Below are 23,073 nucleotides of genomic sequence, written 5' to 3' on the forward strand. Positions count from 1 at the left end.
CCTGAGCCGGCTAGCGGCTTTCCAGTGTGGGTGCCGTGGGCGCGGCGGGGTGTGTGCTGCTGGCGTTGAGCCAACCGGCCAGGCAACGGGTCGACAGTGGGATGAAGACGTAGACCATCATCGGCGTCAGGGCCAGGGTGCTGAGCAGCACGCGCGGCAGCAGGCTCAGCTCGGCGAGCCAGTGGCCGAACAGCAGGTTGAAGGCCAGCGATACCGGGAAGAACGCCAGCCAGATCGCCACGGCTTGTTTCCAGCGAGGTGGGCGCTGTGCGGCATTGCTGCCAAACCAGCCGTCGATACCACTGACACGGTGTTCCGACGGTTGTTGAAACAGGCCGTTGCCGCGGGCGAGCCATGCCGTGCGTGAGGCCGAGTGCTCCCAGGCATGCAGGGTTTTTTCGTCGGCAAAGCGAAAGATGATCTGGAATTCATTGTCTTGCGGCGGCGGGGCCAGCACGCCCGAACCCAGATAACCGGGAAAGTCGGTGGCCAGTTGTTCGCCTTCACGTAACCAGGCGATCAGGTCCTGGTAGCGGCCATTGGCAACGCGGCGCGCCACCATCAAGGTCACGGGTGGGGTAGACATCGTGTATCTCCTGGCAATAGGGAGGCGGCGGGTAGCCGCGCCCATGGAACGCTGCCCGGGGTGGTGGGCAGCGTTTGAACACAAGCAAGGATTATTCCGTAAATGGGCTGGCGCGTCAGTGCTGATCTACGCCGGGCGGGTTCAGATCGGTCTTGTGCCTTGGCGGCATTAGCGGAGTAGAATGGCCTCCACCTTCTGAACATGCGGCTGTCCCGGCGATGACTGAATCCGCTCATCCCTCCCTGAGCTCCACTGCCCTCGATCACGAGGAGCTGTTTCCTATCCGTGAGGTGTCCCGATTAACCGGTATCAACCCGGTGACGTTGCGTGCCTGGGAGCGCCGTTATGGGTTGATCCAGCCAACACGCACCGAAAGTGGGCATCGGCTGTATTCCCAGGCCGATATTGATGAGGTCCGTAATATCCTCGGCTGGATCGAACGCGGTGTGGCGGTGAGCAAGGTCGGTAGCCTGCTTGCCAAGAGCCAGGTCATCAAGGCGCAGACGCTGCAGGCACCACCACAAGGCGTGCAGAGCGATTGGGCGCAGTGGCAGGTTCAGTTGCGCCAAGCGGTCCGCTCGTTCGATGAGCGCCAGCTTGAGCAAGTGTATGGGCAGGTGTTTGCCAGTTATCCGCTGGTGGTGGTGTTCCAGGACATTCTGATGCCCGTGTGGCAGGAACTGCGCACGGCCCAGGAGGTGTTTGGCCAGCTTAGCGAGTGGTTGTTCCTCGACGGTTTCCTGCGGGCCCGCGCCTTGCAACGTTTGCAGTTGGCGCGTGAGCAGCAAGAGCTCCATGTCGTGCTGGCGGCAATCCCCGGGCAATGCCGTGAGCTGGAGCTGTTGGTGGCCGCGTTGTTGCTAGGCAGCAGCGAGGTCGCCGTGAGCGTGCTGTCGCTGGGGCAACCGCTGGAGGAGTTGAGCCTGGTGTGCGAGCGCATCAAGCCTCATGCCCTGGTGTTGTTTTCCAATCATCCACCGGCCCCTGATCTGCCCAAGCGTCTGGCGCGCCTGGCATTGGGCCTGGAGTGCCCGCTGTTGTTCGCCGGCGAAGCCGCAGACCTCGCCCAAGACCTGTTGATCGGCTCGCAGGTGGCGTGTCTGGGCAGTGAAGGGCGGTTGATGCGCAGGCGGCTGCAGCAGTATCTGGCGGGTCACCTCGATACCTGAAGGTGCGGCCTTCAGGCCGCGTGCACATCCGGATGCGCGCGGCGGTGTTGTTGCAGAATGTACTCGCGCAGGCGCTCGGTCTCGGCAGAATGGCGCTGGCTCAGGCGATAGGCTGCAAGGCCGTCAGCCGCACGCCGTTGCAGGGTGCCCTCAAGTGCAATGGGTGCCTCTGCGCTCCCGGGGTTGAACCACAGCGAGAATCGCGCAGGTGGCTCTGGCTGGCGCACTTCAAGCAGTACCCCTTTGAACGATATCTCCCGTACCCATAGATCCGTGCTCAGGCCCATGTCGTCTTCCAGCGCAACCGGCGTGTCCAGGGTCAGGCGCCAGGGGCGTACCATCGGCCCGTCCTCGTAGATGCTCGGCGCGCCCACTTGCAGGTGCGTGGCGTGGAACTCGTCTTCGACCAGTTGCAGGGGAAAACTCATCTGGTGGTTTTCGAACTGCGCCTGCAGGGTGACCTGTTCGTGGGCGATCAGGCGGGTCAGCAGGTTCTTGAGTTGGCTGTCGCTATTGAGCAGCAGGCTGGCGGTCGCATCCGCCACATCGAACTGCGGCGAATGTTGCATGTTCTGAATGAAGTCCAGCTCATCCTGGGTGAGTAGGGCGTCTGTTTGCATGGTCAAACCCGGAAATCTTGATCGGTCTACGAGGCGGTAAATTGATGGACAACAATCTGCCCGCTTTGTTTACGACCGTTGGTCGCTTTCCAGTACCTTGATGCGGGCCAAGGCTTCGGCCAGTTGCTGCTCCAGCTGTGCCGCACGCTGTTCGGCTTCCACCTGGCGGCTGACATCGTTCTGAATGCCAATGAAGTACTTCAGCTGATCGGCTTCATTGTAGACGGGCGTGATCGACAGTTCGTTCCAGAAGGCGGTGCCATCCTTGCGGAAGTTGTGCAGGATTTCTCGGCAGGGGCGGCCTTCCTTGATGGCTTGGCGGATACGTGCGCGTGCCGGTTGGTCGCGCTCGTTCTGTTGCAGGAAACGGCAGTCGCGGTAGAGCACATCGTTGGCGGTATAGCCGGTGATACGCTCGAAGGCGGCGTTTACGTAGATCAGGATGGTGTCGTCGCCTTCCTGTTCCGCGACCACAATGCCGTCTGTGGAGGCGTCAATCATGCGTTGCAGCAGTTTGGCGTTGATCATGGACAAGGGCCTGCAAAATGGGAAGAACGACCTGACAGGATGGCTGATTCTAGAAGATTGCGCGTAGCCCTACACCTTTGGCGTGGGGCCATTTGCCAGCCTGCGGTGTTAGTATCCTACGTTTTTACTCAGTTTCGGAATCTACTATGAAAGTCGCCATCCTTTCCGGTTCGGTCTATGGTACTGCCGACGAAGTTGCTCGCCACGCCGAGTCGTTGCTCAAAGCCGCTGGTTTTGAGGCTTGGCATGCTGGCCGGGCGACCCTTCAAGACCTGCAAGGTTTTGCCCCAGAGGCTTTTCTGGCCGTGACGTCGACCACCGGCATGGGCGAATTGCCAGACAACCTGATGCCGCTGTTCTGTGAAATCCGCGATGCCTTGCCGGCAATTTGGCGTGGATTGCCAGGTGCCGTGATCGGTCTGGGCGATTCGAGCTACGGCGATACCTTCTGTGCTGGCGGTGAACAATTGCGCGAATTGTTTGCCGAGATGGGCCTGAAGGAAGTGCAGCCGATGCTGCGCCTGGATGCTAGTGAGACCGTTACCCCGGAGACCGATGCCGAACCCTGGTTGGCCGGGTTTGCTGCTGCCCTGCGCGGCTGAGCGGTGCTGTTGGTCGCCTTGTCCTGACATTTTTGCGCAATGACTCACACGGTCAATAGGCTGGCTGGCAATGCAACTCTCGGGTTGATCAAAGCTGGCTAGACTGTTTGCCAGCAGCGCACATGAACGTGCCGAGGTGATTGCAATGAATACCGCCAATGCCTTGCTCAACAGGACTTCGACCACGCCACGGGGACTGCGCAGATGCCTCTTGCCGAGATACCGTTAAGTGTCTGGCGCACCCGGGGGCATCATTTTTCGTTCCGGGGCCAAACCCTCCGTTACTGGACCGCCGGCCATGGCGAACCACTGCTGTTGCTCCATGGCTTTCCAACCGCCAGTTGGGATTGGCACTATCTCTGGCAGCCTCTGGCACAGCGCTATCAGGTGATTGCCTGTGACATGCTCGGTTTTGGCGATTCCTCAAAGCCCCTGCACTACAGCTACAGCCTGCTGGAGCAGGCGGATATCCAGCAGGCGTTGCTTGAGCACCTGCAGGTCACTGAGCCTGTGCATCTGTTGGGGCATGATTATGGGGCTACGGTCGCTCAGGAGCTGGTGGCGCGTCACCATGAAGGGCGGGCGCAGATCGCCAGTTGCGTGTTCCTCAATGCAGCGCTGTTCCCCGAGTGCCATCGGCCTCTGCTGATTCATAAGCTGCTGCTCAGTCGGCTTGGCTGGTTGGTGGCACGCTCTTTCCGGCGTGATGATCTGGTCAATTGCGTCAGCAAGATCTACGGGCCTCGTACCCGTCCCAGTGAAAGTGCGCTGGATGACTGCTGGAGCCTGATGGTTGCCAACCGTGGCATGCGGGTATTGCACAAGCTCAGTACTTACCCGTTGGAGTGCATGACCTACCGCGAGCGCTGGGTCGGGGCGTTGCTGGTGGGCGATGTGCCGCTACGGTTTATCAATGGCCTGGTGGACCCAGTCTGTGGCGGCCATGTGGTTGAGCGTTACCGGCAGTTGGTGCCGGAGCCCGATACGGTGCTGCTGCCGGGAATTGGCCATTACCCACACACTGAATCACCGGTCCAGGTGCTGTATCACTACCTGGCGTTCCGCGCTTACTCCCGGCTGGGGCGGCCACTGAAACAGGCCTGATCCTGAATGTTGAGGATGTTCCTGTTGGTGTGGGCCCGGTGACGCTGCCACAAATGATTTGATTCTGGCACCGATCGCTCATCGCTTCACTGCGATGACGCGGCCACTGAAGCCCGCAGCGGTACAGAATAAAAAAGGCCGCTGCAAAGCAGCGGCCAAGTAAGACGTAGATCAAGGAGCTTCAAAATCAACGTCGGTGAACTGGGTAGGTACTCCGCTATTGAGTAAGCCTACAAGCCTGCCAGGAGTTGCTTGTTGAGCGGCTCTACTGGGCAGGTGGGCTTAGAATAAGGCGCTGATCTTTCAGGAAAAATAGTGGTTTCTGACATTCTCTTTTACGCAGGCTGTAATAGTTTTAGGTTATGCAGCACTTTCACCGCAGGCAAGACGGCGTGTTGGTGTTTTGTTTGCGGGTGTTTTTTTATGTCAGAAAACAGGCAGTAAGTGGGTTGTAAAAAAGCGCGCTGAAGGAAAACATTTTTAAGTACTGGGCGCATTAATTGGATCCATTAGTTCTGATTAATTTTGATACTTTTCAGGCACTTTCTCCTCTTGGGTTTGCACGTTCTTGTGGGTAGTTTCTTGGCCGCTAATAACCACATTCACAAGGATGGCGAATGAATACCTCTACACCGTTTACATTGTCCACTGAACGACTGGAGAACTTCAGTGTGCAAGAACTTCTACTTGAAATGACCAATACCGTATTGAAGATACAGTCAGTTTTAAGCACGGCCCCTTCTTTAGCGCAGGTCATACGTCAACAGTTTCAGGTGCGAATGGCTGCGTTGGGTTGCGATGTTGATCTTCAGGCCTTGCGGGTTCAACAGGGCGTACCGCTGATCGACCTTGCGCTGCAGGCCATGATTGATCAGCAGGCACTGTCGCTTGAGCAAATGGGCCCGCAGCTTTTCGCGGCGGGTGCAACTCAGCCCATCGATGCCGATGTAAACCTTATTCATCAGGTGCTTGGCGAACTGCTTCCCCAGTGGGCTGATACATGGTTGGAGCAACTTCAAGATTTTTGGGCGGGTGCGTTAAGCCCCGATGAAGCGTTTGGCCCAAACAGGCTTCACCAACTGCTGGCCTATCTGTTCTTTCTCGATATTCATTTATGGGCCAAGGGGCGACCTGAAAGGGCCGCCCGTTGCAAGCAGTTGGAGGAGAGCATCTTTAATGCTGATGCGACGCTCAGGACACTTTCGCTGCTTGACGATAGCGGGCAGGCCATTCCACTTTCGCAGGCCTTCGTATCAGGTGATTTTGCCGAGCATCCCGCCGACACGGTGGTGTGTTTGTACAGCACCTGGGATGGGCTGGGGCTGTATGGTGATCTTCAGTCGCTGCTGGGTGACGTGACGTGGCGCCTGCAAAAAACTGAAACGCGTCAACCACTGTTACAGCACTTGGCGCCTGCGCAACAGGCCCTGCTTCATGGGCAGACGCTCACGGTTGTCGAGCAGCCTTTTGCTGAAGACGTGTTCAAACAACACGTTGCAGATCTGCAGCGTACTCAGCGACAGTGGTTTCTCGACATCCTGCAGAACGCACGTGCTCACTCGCAGCCTGCACCTCAGGTGTGGGAAGCGCTGGCTGCGATGGAGCAGCAGCGCGTACTGGTTTCAACGCTTCAGGCGCGTCATGCCGATCGCCTCAGGCAGTACCGTGTTTCCCGTCAACCAGACTGGTTGCGGTTTCTGGTCGGTGACGAAAAAGTCGCTTATGAGCAGCGTGAAAAAACGCTCGAAGATGCCCAACTGCGTGTAGATACGTTGCTTGAGGGGCATGCCAGCCATGAGGATTATGCCCGCCTGCAAATCCAGGCATATGTGCAAAAGCATCTGGGGCTGACCATTGACGCTGAGCAGGTTGTGCTCAATGTCGCGTACTCAATAGACCTCGATGGCCATGTACAAACCGGCAGCCGGCAATTGAGCCTTGGCCAATGGGTGCTCTCGGGAGGCTATCAAGGGCAAGAGGCTCAGGTCGTTGTGCAGGTTGTCCAGGGGCCAGACCTCTCGGCGCAGTTCATTGCTGCGATGATTGCCGAGCTGAATCTGCGCATGGGTTACATCGATGCCGTGCGAGCCCTTTACCTGACAGAGGAGGGAACAGCTGCGATGGCCGACGCCCTGCAGGCGCGCTTGTCGTTGTCGTTTCTGAGTGCGCGTTATCAGGGCATGGACCCAACGGCATTTGAGGTGTTTGAACGTCTTGGTCAGCACAACGGCTCGTTGGCGTCGCTGGGTGTCGAGGTGGGATGTGTGTTGCTCAATGAGCAAGGGGTGGTACTGAAGGATCTTTTCTATGTGCGTTATCCCCAGGGTGATGACTGGCGCTATATCGTTTACGCGCCGGGTGCGCCAGGGGGTGATGTCAGGGTGTTTGACGCTGTGCATCATCTGAGCGACGCCATGGCTGGGTGGTCAGCTACAGCGCCAGGCTGTGATTATCTGGTCGGCCAGGTTGCCTTTGCAGAGCGGTCCGGCTTCAGGCGCCATCTTGAGCAACAGCATCGCTCCACCACGCATTGGATACGTAACAGCATGGTGCTGAAGCCTTGGGAGGCAAGCACATGGAGCGACGCGCTGTCCAAGATTGCCTCAATGAAAGTGGAGGGTCTGCTGGATGAGCTGCAGGCCGTCACGCCGCAATGGTACCGCGATGCTACCCCCAACGACCGTCAGGCACTGAGCAACCTGGACTTCATGTTGCAGGCACTTGGGCAGGAATATGAAAAACACTACAGCCTTCCCCATTTCCGAAGCTTTGCCCACCATGAAGTCGGGCAATGGCTCAACACGTTGCTCGGTTCGAACTCAACGGGTGGCTGGGTAGACCCTGACACGGTGTTGGTAACACTTGAGGCGGGCGCCGAGATGACGTTGACTCAAGTGGTGATAAGCGGATACGACAGCAGTTTCAATTTCGAGGAGTTCGCCAGGTTCGCCTCAACCCGCGGGCAGGATCTGTCGAGGCTTGATCGTCGACGTGTGGCGAGCTACATACGTTCGGCAAAGTTGGGGGAGCGCTATATCGCGCAGGCCAAGCAGACACTGGTGAAGACCGATGCGAAATACGGCCTGTATCGCGCATCGCATGGCCACTTGTTGCGCCTGCAGATCACGCGGACCGCGCTCTGCGAAGTGTTGCAGGGGAACCTTTCGTCAGCGCAGCGCCGCTGGATGAAGGCGACGGTCGAATCGCTGCTGGAACTCGAACCGCCCGTGGTGGGTGGCGACAGAACCTACCAAAAGGACGGTGTGTACCAGCTTGCCTTGCGCGGCCAGCGTATCGAAGGTGTCTATATTCTCCGGCACATGCAGGGCAAGGCCGCGGACGACCTGCTGTACACCCCGGATGCCCCTGATGGCCGCTGGTTGCGCAGTCGGGAAGACCTGATCAGTCAATGGAAGGCGTATGGCCTCGGTGATTACTTCTATCGCCGAGTGGCGATCAAGGATCAGCGGATCATCGGTACCTTGATTAACGATATCGCGCGCGCGGGTGACCCCACCGATCTGATCGTCAGTGCCTACGGTGAGTACACCCGGATCAGTGATCTTGGTGATGAGTTCGATGCCATGACGCTGCGCATCATCGACGATGTCGATCATGACACGACCAGCGTTGCCGAGCGGATATCGCGGTTGTTGTTTGAGGTGGTGCTCAGTACCGCGTCCATTCTTTCGATGCCGTTTCCACCGGCGTCAATGGCGATATCGGCCTTTACTACGTTGCGAGCATTCACGAAGGGGGCGCTGGCCTACCGTGATGGTGACCGGGCTTCAGCGCTGGTTTCCTTTGCGTTGTCAGGGTTGGGGGTGTTCTCGATGGTAGGGGGATGGGGGCGCTTGCTTGCTGCCCTTTCCAAGTTGTCGAGTGGGCCGAGCTCTGCCCAGGTGGAGTTGCTCAAAAACTTGTGCAAGGAGCTCGTAGCACCCGTCGCCCCCAAGGCCGCGACCCCGACCTACAAGGTGTTCAAGGAAGAGCTGACGCTGTTCCTTGGTGACCTGGAAGCCAGCGCGCAGGCGCTCCCTAAAGGTCATGCCCCATTCGCCAGCTAATGGTTTTTGCAGTGGCCAGCAGCCGTTGAGCGGCTGGCCCCTGTTCATCGGCATGAAAGATCGAGGTCGGGCCGACCACGGTGATAACCGCCGCGATCTTGCCGACCGCATTGAACACGGGGGCTGACAGCGCATCGACGCCCGGCATCAGCAGGCCGTGGATATGGTGCAGGCCACGTTCACGGATTTGTGCAAACAAGGCGTCGTACTCACTGGCGGTCTGCTTCAGGGCCGCCAGTTCCTGATCACGTAGCTCGAGGGTTTCGCGCTCCGGCAGGTAGGCCCCGAACACCAGCCCGGTGGATGAGCTGAGCAGCGGCAGTACCGAGCCGATCTGCGTGACCACGGTTACAGCACGCACGGCCGGCTCAATGCTGACCACGGTTGGGCCCTTATTGCCCCATACGGCCAAAAAGCAGCTTTCATTAAGCTCATCACGTAATTGCGACAGCGGCATTGCGCCGACCTTCAATACATCGATGCCACCCAGTGCGGCCAGGCCGATGCGCAGCGCTTCACGGCCCAGCCCATAGTGGTTGGTCGCCGGGTTCTGTTCGGCAAAACCGCTGGCGATCAACGCCTGCAGGTAGCGGTGAACCTTGCTTGCGGGCATTTGAACGTGTTCGGCCAGGCGTGACAGCGACGTGGCGGGCGACAGTTCAGCCAGGGCCTTGAGGATGTCGGTGCCGACCTCTGCCGAGCGAACCTTCTGTTTGCCGGTGCTATCGGCGGTGGAGCTGGCTTTGGCCATGGGGCATTCGATCCGGGAGAGACAGGAGGGCGTCTTTATAGCTTGACGGACTTTGGCAATCAAATTACGTTATGCGTAATGTGATTACGATAAAAATAATGCAGACGTGCTGTCACCGCCTGGTCGGTTCGCAGCCAACTGCCCGTAACCGGCCTCATGGCCAGGAGTCTCGATGAACCTCGATTCCACGTCCTCACTCAGCTACCAGAGCGGTTTCGGTAACGAATTCGCCAGCGAAGCATTGCCGGGCGCCCTGCCCATCGGGCAAAACTCTCCGCAAAAGGCCCCGTACGGGCTGTACGCCGAACTGTTCTCCGGCACCGCGTTCACCATGACCCGCAGTGAACTGCGCCGCACCTGGATGTACCGTATCCGGCCGTCGGCCCTGCATCCGGCGTTCGAGCGCCTGGAGCGTCAGCTGGCCGGTGGCCCATTGGGCGCGGTGACGCCAAACCGGCTGCGCTGGAACCCGCTGGATATCCCCGCCGAGCCGACCGATTTCATCGACGGCTGGGTCGCCATGGCGGCCAACTCGGCTGCTGACAAGCCAGCGGGTGTGAGCGTCTACAGCTATTGCGCCAATCGCTCGATGGAGCGCGTGTTCTTCAACGCCGACGGCGAACTGTTGCTGGTGCCGGAGCAGGGCCGCCTGCGTATCGCCACCGAGCTGGGTGTGCTGGAGGTCGAACCACTGGAAATCGCCGTGCTGCCGCGTGGCTTGAAGTTCCGTGTCGAACTGCTCGACGGTACCGCGCGCGGCTACATCGCCGAGAACCACGGTGCGCCGCTGCGTATCCCGGACCTTGGCCCGATTGGCAGTAACGGCCTGGCCAACCCGCGTGATTTCCTGGCGCCGGTGGCCCATTACGAAGAGCACCAGGGCCCTGTGCCGTTGGTGCAGAAGTTCCTGGGTGAGCTGTGGGGCTGTGTGTTGCAGCATTCGCCGCTGGATGTGGTGGCGTGGCATGGCAACAACGTGCCGTACAAGTACGACCTGCGCCGTTTCAACACCATTGGCACCGTCAGCTTCGACCACCCGGACCCATCGATTTTCACCGTACTGACCTCGCCGACCAGCGTGCCGGGCATGGCCAACATCGATTTCGTGATTTTTCCACCACGCTGGATGGTGGCCGAGAACACCTTCCGTCCACCATGGTTCCACCGCAACCTGATGAACGAGTTCATGGGCCTGATCCAGGGGGCTTACGACGCCAAGGCCGAAGGTTTCCTGCCTGGCGGTGCGTCGCTGCACAGCTGCATGAGCGCCCATGGCCCGGATGCTGAAACCTGTGCCAAGGCGATTGCCGCTGACCTGGCACCGAACAAGATCGATAACACCATGGCCTTCATGTTCGAGACCAGCCAGATGCTGAGACCGACGCGCCATGCACTGGAATGCCCGCAATTGCAGGCCGACTACGATAGTTGCTGGGCATCGTTGCCGAGCACCTTCACCCCGAATCGGAGATAACCCATGAATCAGTCCGCCATTGCCCGTAGTTGGGTCGATCACGCCAACGGGCATAGCGATTTCCCGCTGCAGAACCTGCCCCTGGGTATCTTCAGCCGTAACGACCAGGCGCCACGCTGTGGTGTTGCCATTGGCGATGCCATCCTCGACCTGGAAGGCGCTCTGGCCGCTGGCCTGTTCGAGGGCCAAGCCCGTGTTGCTGTCGAGGCTACCCGTGGCGGTGCGCTGAATGCGTTCTTCGCATTGGGCCGTGGTGCCCGGGTTGCCCTGCGCGAGCGTCTGCTGGCGCTGTTGGGTGAACACAGCGAGCACCAGGCCGCACTGCGACCACTGCTGTATCCGGCTGCTGAGTGCCAGTTGCACCTGCCTGCCCGGATTGGCGATTACACCGACTTCTACGTAGGCATCGAACACGCCAAGAACGTTGGCAAACTGTTCCGTCCGGACAACCCTTTGTTGCCGAACTACAAGTATGTGCCGATTGGTTATCACGGCCGTGCTTCGACCATTCGTCCGTCGGGTACGGATGTCCGTCGGCCGAAGGGCCAAACCCTGCCTGCCGGGCAGAGCGAGCCGACCTTCGGCCCTTGCGCACGGCTTGATTACGAGCTGGAGCTGGGCATCTGGATCGGCCAGGGCAACGCGTTGGGCGAGGCCATTCCGGTGGCCGAAGCGGCTGAGCATATCGCCGGCTTCTGCCTGCTCAACGACTGGTCGGCGCGTGACATCCAGGCGTGGGAATACCAGCCACTGGGCCCGTTCCTGTCCAAGAGCTTCATCTCTACGGTTTCGCCGTGGGTGGTGACGGCCGAAGCGCTGGAGCCGTTCCGTTGCGCCCAACCGGCACGCCCGGAAGGCGACCCGCAGCCACTGCCTTACCTGCTCGACAAGCGCGATCAGGCGCTGGGCGCCTTCGACATCGAGCTGGAAGTGCTGCTGGTGACCGAGCGCATGCGTGAGCAGAACCTGCCGGCCCATCGCCTGACCCTGAGCAACACCTTGAGCATGTACTGGACCGTGGCGCAGATGGTCGCGCACCACAGTGTCAACGGTTGCCAGCTGCAATCGGGCGACCTGTTCGGTTCTGGCACCCTGTCGGGCGCTAAACCCGGCCAGTTCGGCAGCCTGCTGGAGATCACCCAGGGCGGCAAGGAGCCGATCGAGCTGGCATCCGGCGAAGTGCGCCGCTTCCTTGAAGACGGTGACGAGATCATCCTGCGCGCCCGTTGCATCCGCGACGGTGTTGCCAGCATCGGTTTTGGTGAGTGCCGCGGCAAGATCCTGCCAGCACACTAAAAAAGAGGGCAGGGCATGGAACTCTATACCTACTTTCGTTCGACGTCGTCGTACCGGGTACGGATTGCCCTGGCGCTCAAGGGGCTGGATTTCCAGTCCCTGCCGGTCAACCTGCTCAAAGGCGAGCAGCGTGAGCCTGCGTTTCTGGCGCTCAATCCTCAGGGCCGTGTACCGGCCCTGAGGGTCGACTCGGGGGCGTTGCTGGTACAGTCGCCGGCGATCATCGAGTATCTGGAAGAACGTTATCCACAGCCGGCACTGCTGCCTGCTGCACTTGAGCAACGCGCTCAAGTGCGTGGGGTGGCGGCGCTGATTGGTTGTGACATCCACCCGTTGCACAATGTCAGTGTGCTCAACCAACTGCGTCAGCTAGGGCATGACGAAACGCAGGTCAACCAGTGGATCGCCCACTGGATCAGCCAAGGGCTGGCGGCGGTTGAGCAGTTGATCGGTGACAGTGGCTACTGCTTCGGCGCACAACCGGGCTTGGCGGATGTCTACTTGATTCCCCAGTTGTATGCCGCGCAGCGGTTCAGCATCGATCTCGGCGCTTATCCTCGCATCAATCGGGTAGCGGCGCTGGCCGCGCAACACCCGGCGTTCATTCAGGCACACCCGTCTAACCAACCGGATACCCCATGACGCGGCAGGTGATTAGGTTCAATGAATCGATGTCGCTTTGGGGGGCAGGTGGCTCAGGCGCTCGGTCAGGCGTAAACGCTGGATCGGGTCTTCGCTGAGCAACAAGGCATGCTCCAGGTCGAAACGTTCGGCCTGTGGGCAATCCAGTCGCTGGTAGAGCGTGGCCCTTGCCAGATAGTCACTGGCATTGGCTGACCCTAGTTCGACGACCCGTTCAGCATCTTTCAGTGCTGCCAGGTCGTCGTCATGGGTGGTGTGCAATTGCCGCAGGTTGCGTGAAAGGCGTTGCAGCATCTGGCGTGGGCTGGCGGTCAGCAGGTGTTCTGCGCTCAAGGTCATTTGCGGGCCGAACTGCCGGCCGAGCAGTTCGCGACAGTCGGCAGGGTACAGGCGACGTCCACCACACGGGTCGAGCAGGTGGTCGGCGCCCGGTACTCGCAGCAGGAAGTATCCCGGAAAGTTCACCCCCTCCAGTGGAATGGACAAGCTGCGGGCCAGTTCGAGGCTCAACAGTGCCAAGGCCAGCGGCTGGCCGCGACGGCGCAGCAGCACCTTGTCCAGCAAGGCTGCCTGAGGGCGCAAGGGGTAATACTCATCCTGCTGAAACCCCAACGCGCAGAGCTGCCGCAGCAGAGGCTGGGCCAGTTCGTTCACAGACAACATGGGCAGGCCAACACTGACCTCGCGTTGCAGCGTTTGCACCTGCGCCAGGCAGTCGGCAGGTTGCACGCCGGGGTCATGCTCGGCGGCGATCCACAACCCCGCTTCAAACAGCGCGACAGGGTCACGTTCGAGGCAGGCCAGACAGGCTTTGCGTGGGTTCATGAAAGTCTCCGCTTACGCTTATTTTTTAGCCCCCTGCGTGGCTTTCGTCCAGTAGCGCTATCAGTTGCCCGGAGCGTGCCTATACTTGCATCAGCACCCAGCAATTCGGGAGCTTGTCGATGTTTTCGCTGATGCAAAGCACGCGCACCCACTCGCTGCACCTGTGTATCGATCCTCCGACCGGGCTCAAGGCCGTGATTGCTATCCACAGTGAGCAGCGTGGCCCCGCCATGGGCGGGTGTCGCTACCTGGCCTACCCCGACGATGACAGTGCGATGATCGACGCCATTCGTCTGGCTCAGGGCATGAGTTACAAGGCTGCATTGGCCGGCTTGCCGCTGGGTGGGGGCAAAGCGGTGATCATTCGAAACCCGCATGTAGAAAACCGAGCCGCGCTGTTTGAGGCTTTCGGGCGTTTTGTCGATTCTCTCGAGGGGCGGTACATCACGGCTATCGACAGCGGTACGTCGACGTTGGACATGGACTGCATTGCGCAAACAACACAGCATGTCACGAGCACCACGGCGTCAGGTGATCCCTCGCCGTATTCGGCCATGGGCGTGTTTGCCGGTATCCGTGCGACTTCAATGGCGCGCTTGGGCAGCGACAACCTGGAAGGTTTGCGCGTGGCGGTGCAAGGGTTGGGTAATGTGGGCTTCGCCTTGGCGGAGCAGTTGCATGCGGCGGGCGCAGAACTGCTGGTCAGCGATCATGATCCTGGGCGGGTGCAATTGGCGATGGAGCAGTTCAATGCCCATCCGATTGCGTCTGAGGCGCTGATCAGTACCCCATGCGATATCTTTGCGCCTTGCGGTTTGGGTTCGATTCTTACAGGGCAGAGTGTAATGCAGCTTCGTTGCGCTGCCGTTGCAGGGTCGGCGAACAACCAACTGACCACCCTGCAGGTGGCCGATCAGTTGGAAAACCGCGGCATCCTGTACGCACCGGATTACATCATCAACTCAGGCGGCCTGATTTATGTAGCGCTCAAGCACCAAGGTGAAGAGTTGCCGACCATTACCGAACACCTGGCGCGCATTCCGTCGCGGCTGACAGAGGTCTTTGCCCATGCCCAGGCAGAGAAGCGCTCGCCAGCGCGCGTTGCGCAAACCCTGGCCGAGCGGCTGCTATACCCTTGAGTTGGGTTACTCGGCAGGGCTTTCGTCACCCAGCAGTTCGCTGAGCGCGTCGGGTTGGCTCTTGAAGGCTTTGGCGAAGACGTCGCGGTTTTTCGCCATGTAGATACCGGCGTCCTCAACCTGCTGTTCACTCAGTGACGGCACGGCTTTCTTCAGCACTTCGGCCAGCAGTTCAGCCAGCTCGAGCATCTTGTCGTGACGGTCTGCTTCGGCTTTATCCATGAACAAGCGCTCCAGGTCTCGGCTGCTGCGGTACACCACTTCGACGGCCATTCATCACCTCACATGCCTTTCGATAATTGAACAATACGAATACTGTATTTTTGTACAGTAGAGAGGATAAGGCAATCCCTCGGCTTTGAATAGTGGCATTTTTGCAGCCCCTGCCTCGGTCTTTAGCCCCCGGTCGCATTGAACGGGTGCACGCGCACGTGCCTTGCGGCAATCTGCCGCCTTCTCAAACCCAGTGCCTGGCCTTTTTACTGCATGCAGATAAAGCGTCATGTACTTGCCGCATTCTCCTTCAAGCCGTATCAAGGAATCTGTACCGTGAATAACAATTGGGCTGACAAACTGCGAAAAAGCCTGCATGGCTCTGCCGACTCACTGGGTAACTTGTGCGTTGAGGCCTTCCATTACCTGGCGTTGTTCGGTATCGGTGCGATCACTGCGTACGCCGCTGTAGTGACCTTCCTGGAGATGCTGGGCAAGGGCGGTGTCAGTGTCGATGACATCCTGCTGTTGTTCATCTACCTGGAATTGGGGGCGATGGTCGGTATCTATTTCAAGACCAACCACATGCCAATCCGCTTCCTGTTGTATGTGGCGATCACCGCCTTGACCCGTCTGCTGATCGGCGATGTATCACACCACAAGGCACCCGACGTAGGCCTGTTGTATGTGTGCGGCGGTATCCTGCTGCTGTCGTTCTCGATCCTGGTGGTGCGCTTCGCCTCGTCCCGCTACCCCTCGAGCAGGGCAATTAACGCCAGCGGTAAGGACATCGAAGAGGCCAAATAGGGCCGCTCGGTTTATGTTGGAGCTGGCTTGCCTGCGATGGCGCCGGTGGGGTGTCCGTGAGTACGCGACGTTTGCATCGCGGGCAAGCCCGGCTCCTACAGGTTGCATTTTCTGTTGGAGCAGGCTTGCCTGCGATGGCGTCGACGGGGTGTCCGTGAGTGCGCGGCGTTTGCATCGCGGGCAAGCCCGGCTCCTACAGGTTGCATTCTCTGTTGGAGCTGGCTTGCCTGCGATGGCGTCGGCGTTGTGCCAGTGAGTGCGCGGCGACTGCATCGCGGGCAAGCCCGGCGCCTACAGGTTGCATTTTCTGTTGGAGCTGGCTTGTCTGCGATGGCCTCGGCGCGGTGACCGTGAGTGCGCGGCGTCTGCATCGCGGGCAAGCCCGGCTCCTACAGGTTGCATTCGCTGTTGGAGCAGGCTTGCCTGCGATGGCCTCGGCGCGGTGTCCGTGAGTGCGCGGCGTTTGCATCGCGGGCAAGACCCGCTCCCACAGGGATCAGCGCCAGAATTTCGTTGGCTAAAAAAAGAACCCCCGCTAAAAAGCGGGGGTTCGTCAGCAACCTGGGGTTAGCCGTCTTCAGCTATTGAGGGCTTGCTGATTTTCCTCGAAGTCTTCCTGTAGCAACTGATCGGTGTGTTCGCTTTCGGCGCTTTGCTGAGACACTGCACGTTTACTGCGCAGTTTTCCGTAGAAGTGTTCCAGCGCGTGGTTGAGCTTCTCGGCTGCACCGTCCACCGCCTGCTCAAGCGAAGCGGCCTTGTGGGTTACGGAGATCGGTTGGTGGCCTTTGGGGCGAGCCTCCATCTGGCAACGTTTGTCGTGTGGGCCGGGCTTGGTACCGTTTTCGTCCCCCAGATGAACTTCGATGCGTGTGAGGTCCTCTTCGAAGCGGTCGAGCTGTTGTTCGACGGTGCTGCGGACCCACTGTTCCAGCCGGATGCTGCTTTGAATATGGTTGTCGCTATTGACATGGACTTGCATAGATCAATCCTTATTCAGCTAGCTCGCAAGAGAATCGATGATGCCGGTATGGACCGTGGCAGTCATCGCCTCTTGACTACAAGGTCAGGCAGTTGGCGAAACAATTCAAGCCCTTTTGAAAGAAAAATATCTTGTCGCAAAAAGCAGCCGTTGGAAGGGCTGCGGGCTTGCTCTGGATCAAGAGGCCTCATCGCTGGCGTGCTGGGTGGATTGTTACTGAAAGTGTAAAAAAGCGTAAAGGCGCTTTACTCGGTGGTGAGAATAAATATCATTCGCCCCCAGTTTCTATTTACGTAGAATTTACATTTCCAGGGAGAGGTTCACCATGTCCCCCAGCTTCACCAAGTCCTGCCTTGCACTCGCCTTGTGTTCGCTTTATACCGCCCAGGCTTCGGCCCAGAGCCAGCCTCTGGAGTTGGACAACATGGTGGTGACCGCCTCCGGTTTTTCCCAGCAGATCAAGGATGCCCCGGCGTCGATTTCGGTCATTTCCCGTGAGCAGATCGAGAACAAGTCCTACCGTGATGTCACCGATGCGCTGCGTGATGTGCCAGGTGTGGTGGTAACTGGTGGTGGCAGTTCCAGTGACATCAGTATTCGTGGCATGGCCTCGAAATACACCTTGATGTTGGTAGATGGCAAACGCCAGGACTCGCGCGCTACGCGTCCCAACAGTGATGGTGCCGGGATCGAGCAGGGCTGGATGCCACCGCTGGAAGCTATCGAGCGAATCGAGGTGGTGCGTGGGCCAATGTCGTCGCTGTACGGTTCCGACGCCATGGGCGGTGTGATCAACATCATCACGCGCAAGGTCACGCCACAGTGGTATGGCGGCGTTCGCACCGAGACGACGTTCCAGGACCGCTCCGATTCCGGGGACTACTCCAGCACCAGCGCGTTCATTTCCGGGCCTTTGGTGGAGAACCTGGTGGGCCTGCAGTTGTACGGGCAGCGCTCACGCCGTGACGAGGACCACATCGTCAACGGCTTCAATGAGCAGAGTACCGACAGTGCCACGGCCAAACTGTCGTTCACCCCGGACACGAACAACGACATCACCGTTGAAGCCGGAAAATCCGAACAGGAACGCAATGCCACCCTGGGCCGCTCGGCGCGCTCTTCTTCCTCACAGAACGATTACGACCGTACGCATTTCTCTGTGAGCCACTCGGGCCGCTGGGAAAGCGTCACCACCGACAGCTACCTGCAGCGGGAGAAAATCGAGAACCCCGGCCGCAAGATGGAGCTGGAGAACACGGTGCTCAACTCCCAGGCGTCGTTCTACAGCGACTCGCACACCACGACCTTCGGCGGTCAGTACAAGTACGAAGACCTGAGCGATCAAGGCAACCAGCTTGCCTCGGCGGCTACCCTCAACCAGCTTACCCGCTGGTCCTGGGCGTTGTTCGCCGAAGACGAGTGGCGTCTGACCGATCAGTTCGCCCTGACCGGCGGCTTGCGCATGGACCGTGACGAGAACTACGGCACGCATTGGTCGCCACGCCTGTATGGGGTGTATCACCCGACCGAGCAGTGGACGATCAAGGGTGGTGTGTCCACTGGCTACCGTTCGCCGGACATCCGTGCAGCTGTTGACGATTGGGGCCAGATCACCGGCGGTGGTGGCGATCCGGCGATTATCGTCGGTAATTCGGCACTGAAGCCGGAGGAAAGCGTCAGCCAGGAGATCGGTTTCATCTGGGACAACCTGGAGGGCTTCTCGACCGGCTTGACCGTGTTCAACACCGACTTCAAGGACAAGATCACCGAGCAGCGTCGTTGCACCGACAGCACGGGCAATGCGTCTGGGCAGTGCCAGATCGCTGGTACTTCGTACAAGTTCATCAGTGATCGGGTGAACGTCGATGAGGCGCAGATGCGTGGCGTCGAGGCCACCCTGGACTGGGCCATTACCCAGCGCCTGACATTGGCGACCAACTACACCTTCACCGATTCCGAGCAGAAGAGCGGGGCGCTCAAGGGCAAGGCGTTGAACCAGATGCCCCGGCACATGTTCAACGCCACTCTGGACTGGCAGAACACCGATCAGTTGGGCACTTGGACGCGCCTGAACTACCGAGGCAAGACCTCCGACTATCTGGGGCGTACCACGATGTCTGACGGCACGCCGTCCTACACCTTTGTCGATGTTGGCGGCACCTACAAGGTGACCAAGAACCTCAAGCTGCTGGCGGGTGTGTACAACATTTTCAACAAGGAAGTGGATTACGCCGAGTATCAAACGGTTCTGGACGGGCGTCGCTACACCGTCGGTATGGACCTGTCGTTCTGACCGAAGGGCAACGAAACGGGGTTAGCTGCGCAGTGCTTGACGGTACTCGCCCGGTGTTGCGCCGAGGGCCTGACGGAAGCGGTTACTGAAGTGGCTGGCGCTGGCAAAGCCGCAGAGGAGGGCCACCTGGAGCATGGGCAGGTCACTGAAACGTAGCAGTTGGCGTGCCTTGGCCAGGCGCCGGGCCAGCAGGTACTGGTGCGGTGGCAGCCCAAAGCTGGTGCGGAACATGCGTGCGAAGTGGTACTCGGACAGGTTGCACAGGGTGGCCAGCTCACCCAGGCTGATCGGCTGGTCGAGGTGCTGCTCGATAAAGTCGGCCAACTGCCGGCGTTGGTGCGGCGCCAGGCCACCTTTGAGCCTTACCCCCTGGCGCAAGCCGACCTGGTTGAGCAGGGCATGGCTGACCAGTTCATGGGCCAGGCTGCTGGTCAGCAGGCGCTCGGCAGGTTCGTCCCAGTCCAGGGCGATCAGTTGGCGAAAGCGTCGGGCCTGCTCGGGATCATCCAGAAAGGTGTTCTCTTGCAGTTGCAGCTCTCGCGGCTCACGGTCCAACAGGCGCACGCACTCCAGGGCGAATTGTTCCTGGGTGATGTACAGGTGTACCAGGCGGATCTTGCCGTTGATCACCCAGTTCGAGTCATGCCCGGCTGGAAGAATGCACAGCTTGTCCGGGCCTCCCTTGGCAGAGGGCCGTTCGCGGCGAAACGTGCCCGTGCCGCCGTCTATATAGCACGACAGGGTGTGATGGCTGGGCGCCTGATAATCGCGGGCGTCGTCTTGATTGTTCCACAAGGCCGCTACCATGCCGTCACCCAGTTGCGCGCTGTGTTCCAGGCGGGTGTTGGGTGAATCATGCAGGGCGTTGAAGACTTGCAGGGTGTCCAGCGGTGTCATGGTGGTTACCTCTGTGGCCATCCTACCGCTGTCCACCACAGCACACAGCAGGTGGCGATGGAAAAGCGCAAGTTTGTGCAAGCCCGGCCCAGTGCTCTGGGCAGACACTGCACCTCAGTTCAGAGGAGCTTTGTCATGAACCTGTTCTTGTACCTGTTGACCGTTGTGATCTGGGGCACCACCTGGATTGCCCTGAAACTGCAACTGGGCGTGGTCGCGATCCCGGTATCGATTGTCTACCGCTTTGCCTTGGCCGCCTTGCTGCTGTTCGCCATTCTGCTGCTCAGCCGCCGTTTGCAACCGATGAACCGGCGGGCTCATGGCCTTTGTCTGGCGCAGGGGCTGTGCCTGTTCTGCGTGAACTTCATGTGCTTCCTGACGGCCAGCCAGTGGATTCCCAGCGGCCTGATTGCCGTGGTGTTCTCCACGGCGACCTTGTGGAACGCGCTCAATGCCCGGGTGTTCTTCGGGCAGCGGATCGCGGCCAATGTCATGGGCGGTGGTGCGCTGGGGTTGTTAGGGTTGGCGCTGTTGTTCTGGCCAGAGCTGTCGGGGCATGCCGCCAGCCGTGAAACCCTGATCGGCCTGGCGCTCGCCTTGCTCGGCACCTTGTGCTTCTCGGCGGGCAACATGCTCTCCAGCCTGCAGCAGAAAGCCGGCCTGAAACCGATGACCACCAACGCGTGGGGCATGTTCTACGGGGCCACGATGCTGGCAGTGTATTGCCTGATCAGCGGCATTCCCTTCGCGATGGAATGGAACACGCGTTACATCGGCTCGCTGCTGTACCTGGTGATTCCGGGCTCGGTGATTGGCTTTACCGCTTACCTGACCCTGGTCGGGCGCATGGGACCGGAGCGTGCTGCGTACTGCACGGTACTGTTCCCGCTGGTGGCGCTGAACGTTTCGGCGTTCGTCGAAGGCTATCAATGGACGCCGCCGGCGTTGTTCGGCCTGTTGCTGGTGATGCTCGGCAACGTGCTGGTATTCCGCAAGCCCAAGCCTCGGGTGCCCTTGGGCACCCTGGCTCAGCGCCTGTAGTTGCTTACTTCCAGACCTGCGGATTGACCAGGTCACGTGGGCGTTCGCCGTTCAAGGCGCTGCACAGGTTGTCGATGGCGCGGTTGGCCATGGCTTCGCGGGTTTCGGCAGTAGCCGAGCCGACATGGGGCAGGGTAACGGCATTCTTGAGCTGGAACAGCGGCGACTCGCTCAGCGGTTCCTTCTCATAAACGTCCAGGCCGGCGCCGCGAATGGTGCCGTTCTGCAGGGCTTGAACCAGTGCCGCTTCGTCTACCACGGGGCCACGGGAGACGTTGATCAGGAAGGCACTGGGCTTCATCAGTTGCAGCTCACGCTGGCCGATCAGGTGCTGTGTCTGGGTTGTGAGCGGTACGACCAGGCAGACGAAGTCGGCTTCGGCCAGCAGGTGTTCCAGGCTGCAGTATTGTGCGCCGAGTTCCTGCTCCAGTGCCGGTTTGCGGCTGTTGCCGCTGTACAGCACGGGCATGTTGAAGCCCAGGCGACCACGGCGGGCGATGGCGGCACCAATGTTGCCCATGCCGACGATACCGAGGGTTTTGCCGAAGACATCGCTGCCAAAGTGTGCCGGGCCCACGGTGGCCTGCCATTGCCCGGCCTTGGTCCAGGCGTCCAGTTCGGCCACCCGGCGGGCAGCCCCCATGATCAGGGCAAAGCCCAGGTCAGCGGTGCTCTCGGTCAGCACATCGGGGGTGTTGGTCAGGGCGATGCCGCGTTGGTTGAAGTAGGCCAGGTCATAGTTGTCATAACCTACCGAAACACTGGAGACCACCTCAAGCTTGGCTGCGGTTGCCAGTTGTGCCTCGCCCAGCTTGCGCCCGGCGCCGATCAGACCGTGGGCCTCGGGCAGTGCTTCGTTGAACTGTGCGCTGATATCGCCGAGCTTGGGGTTCGGCACAATCACGTTGAACGTCTGCTGCAGGCGCTCGACCATCGGCGGGGTGATGCGGCTGAAGGCAAGGACAGTCTTTTTCATCGGTGAAATCTCTGCTGGCGGTCAAGAATGAAGCGGCTATTGGGTAGCACGCTATCATTCTCGACCCCGATCGTGCAGCAGGTTTTACGTCGCGATGCGCAGCTGGTGGGTCTTCAGGTCGGCTTCGTGGGCCGCGAGGATTTCCGGCAGCGAGCTGCGCAGGTACTCGACCCAGGTCTTGATCTTGGCATCCAGGTACTGGCGCGACGGGTAGATCGCGTACAGGTTCAGTTCCTGCAGACGGTAGTCAGGCATCACCCGTACCAGCGAGCCATCACGAAGGCCGTCGATTGCCGAGTAAATCGGCAGCACACCAATGCCCATGCCGCTGCGGATGGCGGTTTTCATGGCGTCGGCCGAGTTTACCTGGAATGGCGCCTGGGTGATGTTGACCACTTCCTGGCCTTCAGGGCCGTCGAACAGCCACTTTTCCAGTGGAATCACCGGGCTGACCATGCGCAGGCAAGAGTGACCGAGCAGGTCGGAGGGCTTTTGCGCGCCACCTTTGCGTTTCACGTAGTCCGGCGAGGCACAGCAAATGCTGTAGGTAATCCCCAGGCGCTGCGAGACAAAGCCTGAGTCCGGCAGCTCGCTGGCCAGTACGATGGACACGTCATAGCCTTCATCCAGCAGGTCCGGCACGCGGTTGGCCATCGTCAGGTCAAAGGTGACGTCCGGGTGGGTCTCGCGGTAGCGGGAGATGGCATCAATGACGAAGTGCTGCCCTACGCCTGTCATCGAGTGCACTTTCAACTGGCCAGCCGGTCGAGAGTGGGCATCGCTGGCCTCGGCTTCGGCTTCCTCGACATAAGTGAGGATCTGCTCGCAGCGCATCAGGTAGCGCTTGCCGGCTTCGGTCAGGGCGATTCGCCGGGTGGTGCGGTTGAGAAGACGTGTTTGCAGGTGCGCTTCTAGGTTGGAAACCGCCCGCGAGACGTTCGCGGTGGTCGTATCCAGTTGAACGGCAGCGGCAGTAAAACTGCCAACCTGGGCCACACAACTGAATGCACGCATATTTTGCAGGGTGTCCATGGGTCGCTCTCAAAGTAGACGACAAATTG

General features: G+C 59.8%; 22 protein-coding genes. 11 read left to right on the plus strand and 11 right to left on the minus strand.

The window, feature by feature from the left end; translation table 11 throughout:
• Positions 1 to 10: 10 nt before the first annotated feature.
• Entirely contained in the window at positions 11 to 586 is a 576-nt protein-coding gene (locus tag UIA24_RS12725) for an antibiotic biosynthesis monooxygenase (protein ID WP_330522994.1), read from the minus strand.
• A 218-nt stretch (positions 587 to 804) separates the two neighbouring features.
• On the opposite strand from UIA24_RS12725, the gene UIA24_RS12730 reads away from it, so the two are divergent.
• Positions 805 to 1,755: a MerR family transcriptional regulator gene (locus UIA24_RS12730; RefSeq protein ID WP_330522995.1), complete on the plus strand. Its 951-nt coding sequence runs from the start codon at positions 805 to 807 to the stop codon at positions 1,753 to 1,755.
• A gap of 11 nt (positions 1,756 to 1,766) precedes the next feature.
• Here the strand turns inward: UIA24_RS12730 and UIA24_RS12735 are convergent, their stop codons facing one another.
• Positions 1,767 to 2,375 (minus strand): hypothetical protein, encoded by a 609-nt coding sequence (locus UIA24_RS12735; RefSeq protein ID WP_330522996.1) that lies wholly within the window; start codon positions 2,373 to 2,375, stop codon positions 1,767 to 1,769.
• 69 nt (positions 2,376 to 2,444) lie between these two features.
• Positions 2,445 to 2,903, minus strand: a complete 459-nt coding sequence (locus UIA24_RS12740) for a PAS domain S-box protein (protein WP_065758799.1) — start codon at positions 2,901 to 2,903, stop codon at positions 2,445 to 2,447.
• A gap of 146 nt (positions 2,904 to 3,049) precedes the next feature.
• On the opposite strand from UIA24_RS12740, the gene UIA24_RS12745 reads away from it, so the two are divergent.
• A complete protein-coding gene (locus UIA24_RS12745; protein WP_099775761.1) occupies positions 3,050 to 3,505 on the plus strand; it encodes a flavodoxin in 456 nt (151 codons plus the stop codon).
• Positions 3,506 to 3,709: 204 nt separating this feature from the next.
• The gene (locus UIA24_RS12750; protein ID WP_330522997.1) at positions 3,710 to 4,609 is read left to right on the plus strand and encodes an alpha/beta fold hydrolase; all 900 of its coding nucleotides are present in this window, start codon (positions 3,710 to 3,712) and stop codon (positions 4,607 to 4,609) included.
• A 743-nt stretch (positions 4,610 to 5,352) separates the two neighbouring features.
• On the opposite strand, the gene UIA24_RS12755 is transcribed toward UIA24_RS12750, so the two are convergent.
• Positions 5,353 to 5,571: a hypothetical protein gene (locus UIA24_RS12755; RefSeq protein ID WP_125862918.1), complete on the minus strand. Its 219-nt coding sequence runs from the start codon at positions 5,569 to 5,571 to the stop codon at positions 5,353 to 5,355.
• A gap of 333 nt (positions 5,572 to 5,904) precedes the next feature.
• Between UIA24_RS12755 and UIA24_RS12760 the strand changes: the two genes are divergently transcribed.
• Positions 5,905 to 8,676 (plus strand): hypothetical protein, encoded by a 2,772-nt coding sequence (locus tag UIA24_RS12760; protein WP_330522999.1) that lies wholly within the window; start codon positions 5,905 to 5,907, stop codon positions 8,674 to 8,676.
• On the opposite strand, the gene UIA24_RS12765 is transcribed toward UIA24_RS12760, so the two are convergent.
• Positions 8,648 to 9,427 (minus strand): IclR family transcriptional regulator, encoded by a 780-nt coding sequence (locus UIA24_RS12765; protein ID WP_065758794.1) that lies wholly within the window; start codon positions 9,425 to 9,427, stop codon positions 8,648 to 8,650. The genes UIA24_RS12760 and UIA24_RS12765 overlap by 29 nt on opposite strands.
• A 172-nt stretch (positions 9,428 to 9,599) precedes the next feature.
• Here UIA24_RS12765 and hmgA point away from each other — a divergent pair, with 172 nt between their 5' ends.
• Genes hmgA through maiA form a run of 3 tightly spaced genes read left to right on the plus strand, consistent with a single transcriptional unit; the run spans position 9,600 to position 12,839 of the window.
• The gene (gene hmgA / locus UIA24_RS12770) at positions 9,600 to 10,901 is read left to right on the plus strand and encodes a homogentisate 1,2-dioxygenase (protein WP_102052775.1); all 1,302 of its coding nucleotides are present in this window, start codon (positions 9,600 to 9,602) and stop codon (positions 10,899 to 10,901) included.
• A gap of 3 nt (positions 10,902 to 10,904) precedes the next feature.
• Complete coding sequence (gene fahA / locus UIA24_RS12775; RefSeq protein ID WP_330523000.1) at positions 10,905 to 12,197, plus strand: fumarylacetoacetase; 1,293 nt, start codon at positions 10,905 to 10,907, stop codon at positions 12,195 to 12,197.
• A 15-nt stretch (positions 12,198 to 12,212) separates the two neighbouring features.
• Positions 12,213 to 12,839, plus strand: coding sequence for a maleylacetoacetate isomerase (maiA, locus tag UIA24_RS12780; RefSeq protein ID WP_065758791.1), 627 nt, complete (start codon positions 12,213 to 12,215; stop codon positions 12,837 to 12,839).
• An 18-nt stretch (positions 12,840 to 12,857) separates the two neighbouring features.
• Here the strand turns inward: maiA and UIA24_RS12785 are convergent, their stop codons facing one another.
• Positions 12,858 to 13,664 (minus strand): SirB1 family protein, encoded by an 807-nt coding sequence (locus UIA24_RS12785; protein ID WP_099775755.1) that lies wholly within the window; start codon positions 13,662 to 13,664, stop codon positions 12,858 to 12,860.
• A gap of 119 nt (positions 13,665 to 13,783) precedes the next feature.
• Between UIA24_RS12785 and UIA24_RS12790 the strand changes: the two genes are divergently transcribed.
• Positions 13,784 to 14,803: a Leu/Phe/Val dehydrogenase gene (locus tag UIA24_RS12790; protein ID WP_099775754.1), complete on the plus strand. Its 1,020-nt coding sequence runs from the start codon at positions 13,784 to 13,786 to the stop codon at positions 14,801 to 14,803.
• Between the two features lie 6 nt (positions 14,804 to 14,809).
• Here UIA24_RS12790 and UIA24_RS12795 read toward each other — a convergent pair whose 3' ends face one another.
• On the minus strand, positions 14,810 to 15,076 hold the full coding sequence (locus UIA24_RS12795; protein WP_065758788.1) for a YebG family protein: 267 nt from the start codon (positions 15,074 to 15,076) through the stop codon (positions 14,810 to 14,812).
• A gap of 276 nt (positions 15,077 to 15,352) precedes the next feature.
• On the opposite strand from UIA24_RS12795, the gene UIA24_RS12800 reads away from it, so the two are divergent.
• On the plus strand, positions 15,353 to 15,823 hold the full coding sequence (locus tag UIA24_RS12800) for a phosphate-starvation-inducible protein PsiE (RefSeq protein ID WP_330523001.1): 471 nt from the start codon (positions 15,353 to 15,355) through the stop codon (positions 15,821 to 15,823).
• A gap of 577 nt (positions 15,824 to 16,400) precedes the next feature.
• Here UIA24_RS12800 and UIA24_RS12805 read toward each other — a convergent pair.
• Positions 16,401 to 16,805 carry an HPF/RaiA family ribosome-associated protein gene (locus UIA24_RS12805; RefSeq protein ID WP_099775753.1) on the minus strand — a complete coding sequence of 135 codons (405 nt, stop codon included), beginning with the start codon at positions 16,803 to 16,805 and terminating at the stop codon, positions 16,401 to 16,403.
• A gap of 325 nt (positions 16,806 to 17,130) precedes the next feature.
• Here UIA24_RS12805 and UIA24_RS12810 point away from each other — a divergent pair, with 325 nt between their 5' ends.
• Positions 17,131 to 19,098, plus strand: coding sequence for a ligand-gated channel protein (locus UIA24_RS12810; RefSeq protein WP_330523002.1), 1,968 nt, complete (start codon positions 17,131 to 17,133; stop codon positions 19,096 to 19,098).
• A 21-nt stretch (positions 19,099 to 19,119) separates the two neighbouring features.
• Here the strand turns inward: UIA24_RS12810 and UIA24_RS12815 are convergent, their stop codons facing one another.
• Positions 19,120 to 19,995: a helix-turn-helix domain-containing protein gene (locus UIA24_RS12815; protein ID WP_065758834.1), complete on the minus strand. Its 876-nt coding sequence runs from the start codon at positions 19,993 to 19,995 to the stop codon at positions 19,120 to 19,122.
• A gap of 135 nt (positions 19,996 to 20,130) precedes the next feature.
• Between UIA24_RS12815 and UIA24_RS12820 the strand changes: the two genes are divergently transcribed.
• Positions 20,131 to 21,036, plus strand: a complete 906-nt coding sequence (locus UIA24_RS12820; protein WP_330523003.1) for a DMT family transporter — start codon at positions 20,131 to 20,133, stop codon at positions 21,034 to 21,036.
• Positions 21,037 to 21,040: 4 nt separating this feature from the next.
• Here the strand turns inward: UIA24_RS12820 and UIA24_RS12825 are convergent, their stop codons facing one another.
• On the minus strand, positions 21,041 to 22,012 hold the full coding sequence (locus UIA24_RS12825) for a 2-hydroxyacid dehydrogenase (RefSeq protein ID WP_330523004.1): 972 nt from the start codon (positions 22,010 to 22,012) through the stop codon (positions 21,041 to 21,043).
• An 84-nt stretch (positions 22,013 to 22,096) separates the two neighbouring features.
• Positions 22,097 to 23,044 carry a LysR family transcriptional regulator gene (locus UIA24_RS12830; RefSeq protein WP_099775749.1) on the minus strand — a complete coding sequence of 316 codons (948 nt, stop codon included), beginning with the start codon at positions 23,042 to 23,044 and terminating at the stop codon, positions 22,097 to 22,099.
• Positions 23,045 to 23,073: the final 29 nt, after the last annotated feature.

It is taken from the genome of Pseudomonas sp. AL 58, assembly GCF_036348395.1.
In the GTDB taxonomy this organism is placed as follows: domain Bacteria; phylum Pseudomonadota; class Gammaproteobacteria; order Pseudomonadales; family Pseudomonadaceae; genus Aquipseudomonas; species Aquipseudomonas defluvii.

Excerpts from the sequence above, each read along its gene's own strand:
- maiA (WP_065758791.1), top strand. The coding sequence starts at position 12,213 with ATGGAACTCTATACCTACTTTCGTTCGACGTCGTCGTACCGGGTACGG.
- UIA24_RS12825 (WP_330523004.1), bottom strand. The coding sequence starts at position 22,012 with ATGAAAAAGACTGTCCTTGCCTTCAGCCGCATCACCCCGCCGATGGTC.
- UIA24_RS12755 (WP_125862918.1), bottom strand. The coding sequence starts at position 5,571 with ATGAATAAGGTTTACATCGGCATCGATGGGCTGAGTTGCACCCGCCGC.
- UIA24_RS12765 (WP_065758794.1), bottom strand. The coding sequence starts at position 9,427 with ATGGCCAAAGCCAGCTCCACCGCCGATAGCACCGGCAAACAGAAGGTT.
- UIA24_RS12830 (WP_099775749.1), bottom strand. The coding sequence starts at position 23,044 with ATGGACACCCTGCAAAATATGCGTGCATTCAGTTGTGTGGCCCAGGTT.
- UIA24_RS12810 (WP_330523002.1), top strand. The coding sequence starts at position 17,131 with ATGTCCCCCAGCTTCACCAAGTCCTGCCTTGCACTCGCCTTGTGTTCG.
- UIA24_RS12745 (WP_099775761.1), top strand. The coding sequence starts at position 3,050 with ATGAAAGTCGCCATCCTTTCCGGTTCGGTCTATGGTACTGCCGACGAA.
- UIA24_RS12740 (WP_065758799.1), bottom strand. The coding sequence starts at position 2,903 with ATGATCAACGCCAAACTGCTGCAACGCATGATTGACGCCTCCACAGAC.
- UIA24_RS12730 (WP_330522995.1), top strand. The coding sequence starts at position 805 with ATGACTGAATCCGCTCATCCCTCCCTGAGCTCCACTGCCCTCGATCAC.
- hmgA (WP_102052775.1), top strand. The coding sequence starts at position 9,600 with ATGAACCTCGATTCCACGTCCTCACTCAGCTACCAGAGCGGTTTCGGT.
- UIA24_RS12750 (WP_330522997.1), top strand. The coding sequence starts at position 3,710 with ATGCCTCTTGCCGAGATACCGTTAAGTGTCTGGCGCACCCGGGGGCAT.
- UIA24_RS12785 (WP_099775755.1), bottom strand. The coding sequence starts at position 13,664 with ATGAACCCACGCAAAGCCTGTCTGGCCTGCCTCGAACGTGACCCTGTC.
- UIA24_RS12725 (WP_330522994.1), bottom strand. The coding sequence starts at position 586 with ATGTCTACCCCACCCGTGACCTTGATGGTGGCGCGCCGCGTTGCCAAT.
- UIA24_RS12815 (WP_065758834.1), bottom strand. The coding sequence starts at position 19,995 with ATGACACCGCTGGACACCCTGCAAGTCTTCAACGCCCTGCATGATTCA.
- UIA24_RS12735 (WP_330522996.1), bottom strand. The coding sequence starts at position 2,375 with ATGCAAACAGACGCCCTACTCACCCAGGATGAGCTGGACTTCATTCAG.
- UIA24_RS12795 (WP_065758788.1), bottom strand. The coding sequence starts at position 15,076 with ATGGCCGTCGAAGTGGTGTACCGCAGCAGCCGAGACCTGGAGCGCTTG.
- UIA24_RS12805 (WP_099775753.1), bottom strand. The coding sequence starts at position 16,805 with ATGCAAGTCCATGTCAATAGCGACAACCATATTCAAAGCAGCATCCGG.
- UIA24_RS12790 (WP_099775754.1), top strand. The coding sequence starts at position 13,784 with ATGTTTTCGCTGATGCAAAGCACGCGCACCCACTCGCTGCACCTGTGT.
- fahA (WP_330523000.1), top strand. The coding sequence starts at position 10,905 with ATGAATCAGTCCGCCATTGCCCGTAGTTGGGTCGATCACGCCAACGGG.
- UIA24_RS12820 (WP_330523003.1), top strand. The coding sequence starts at position 20,131 with ATGAACCTGTTCTTGTACCTGTTGACCGTTGTGATCTGGGGCACCACC.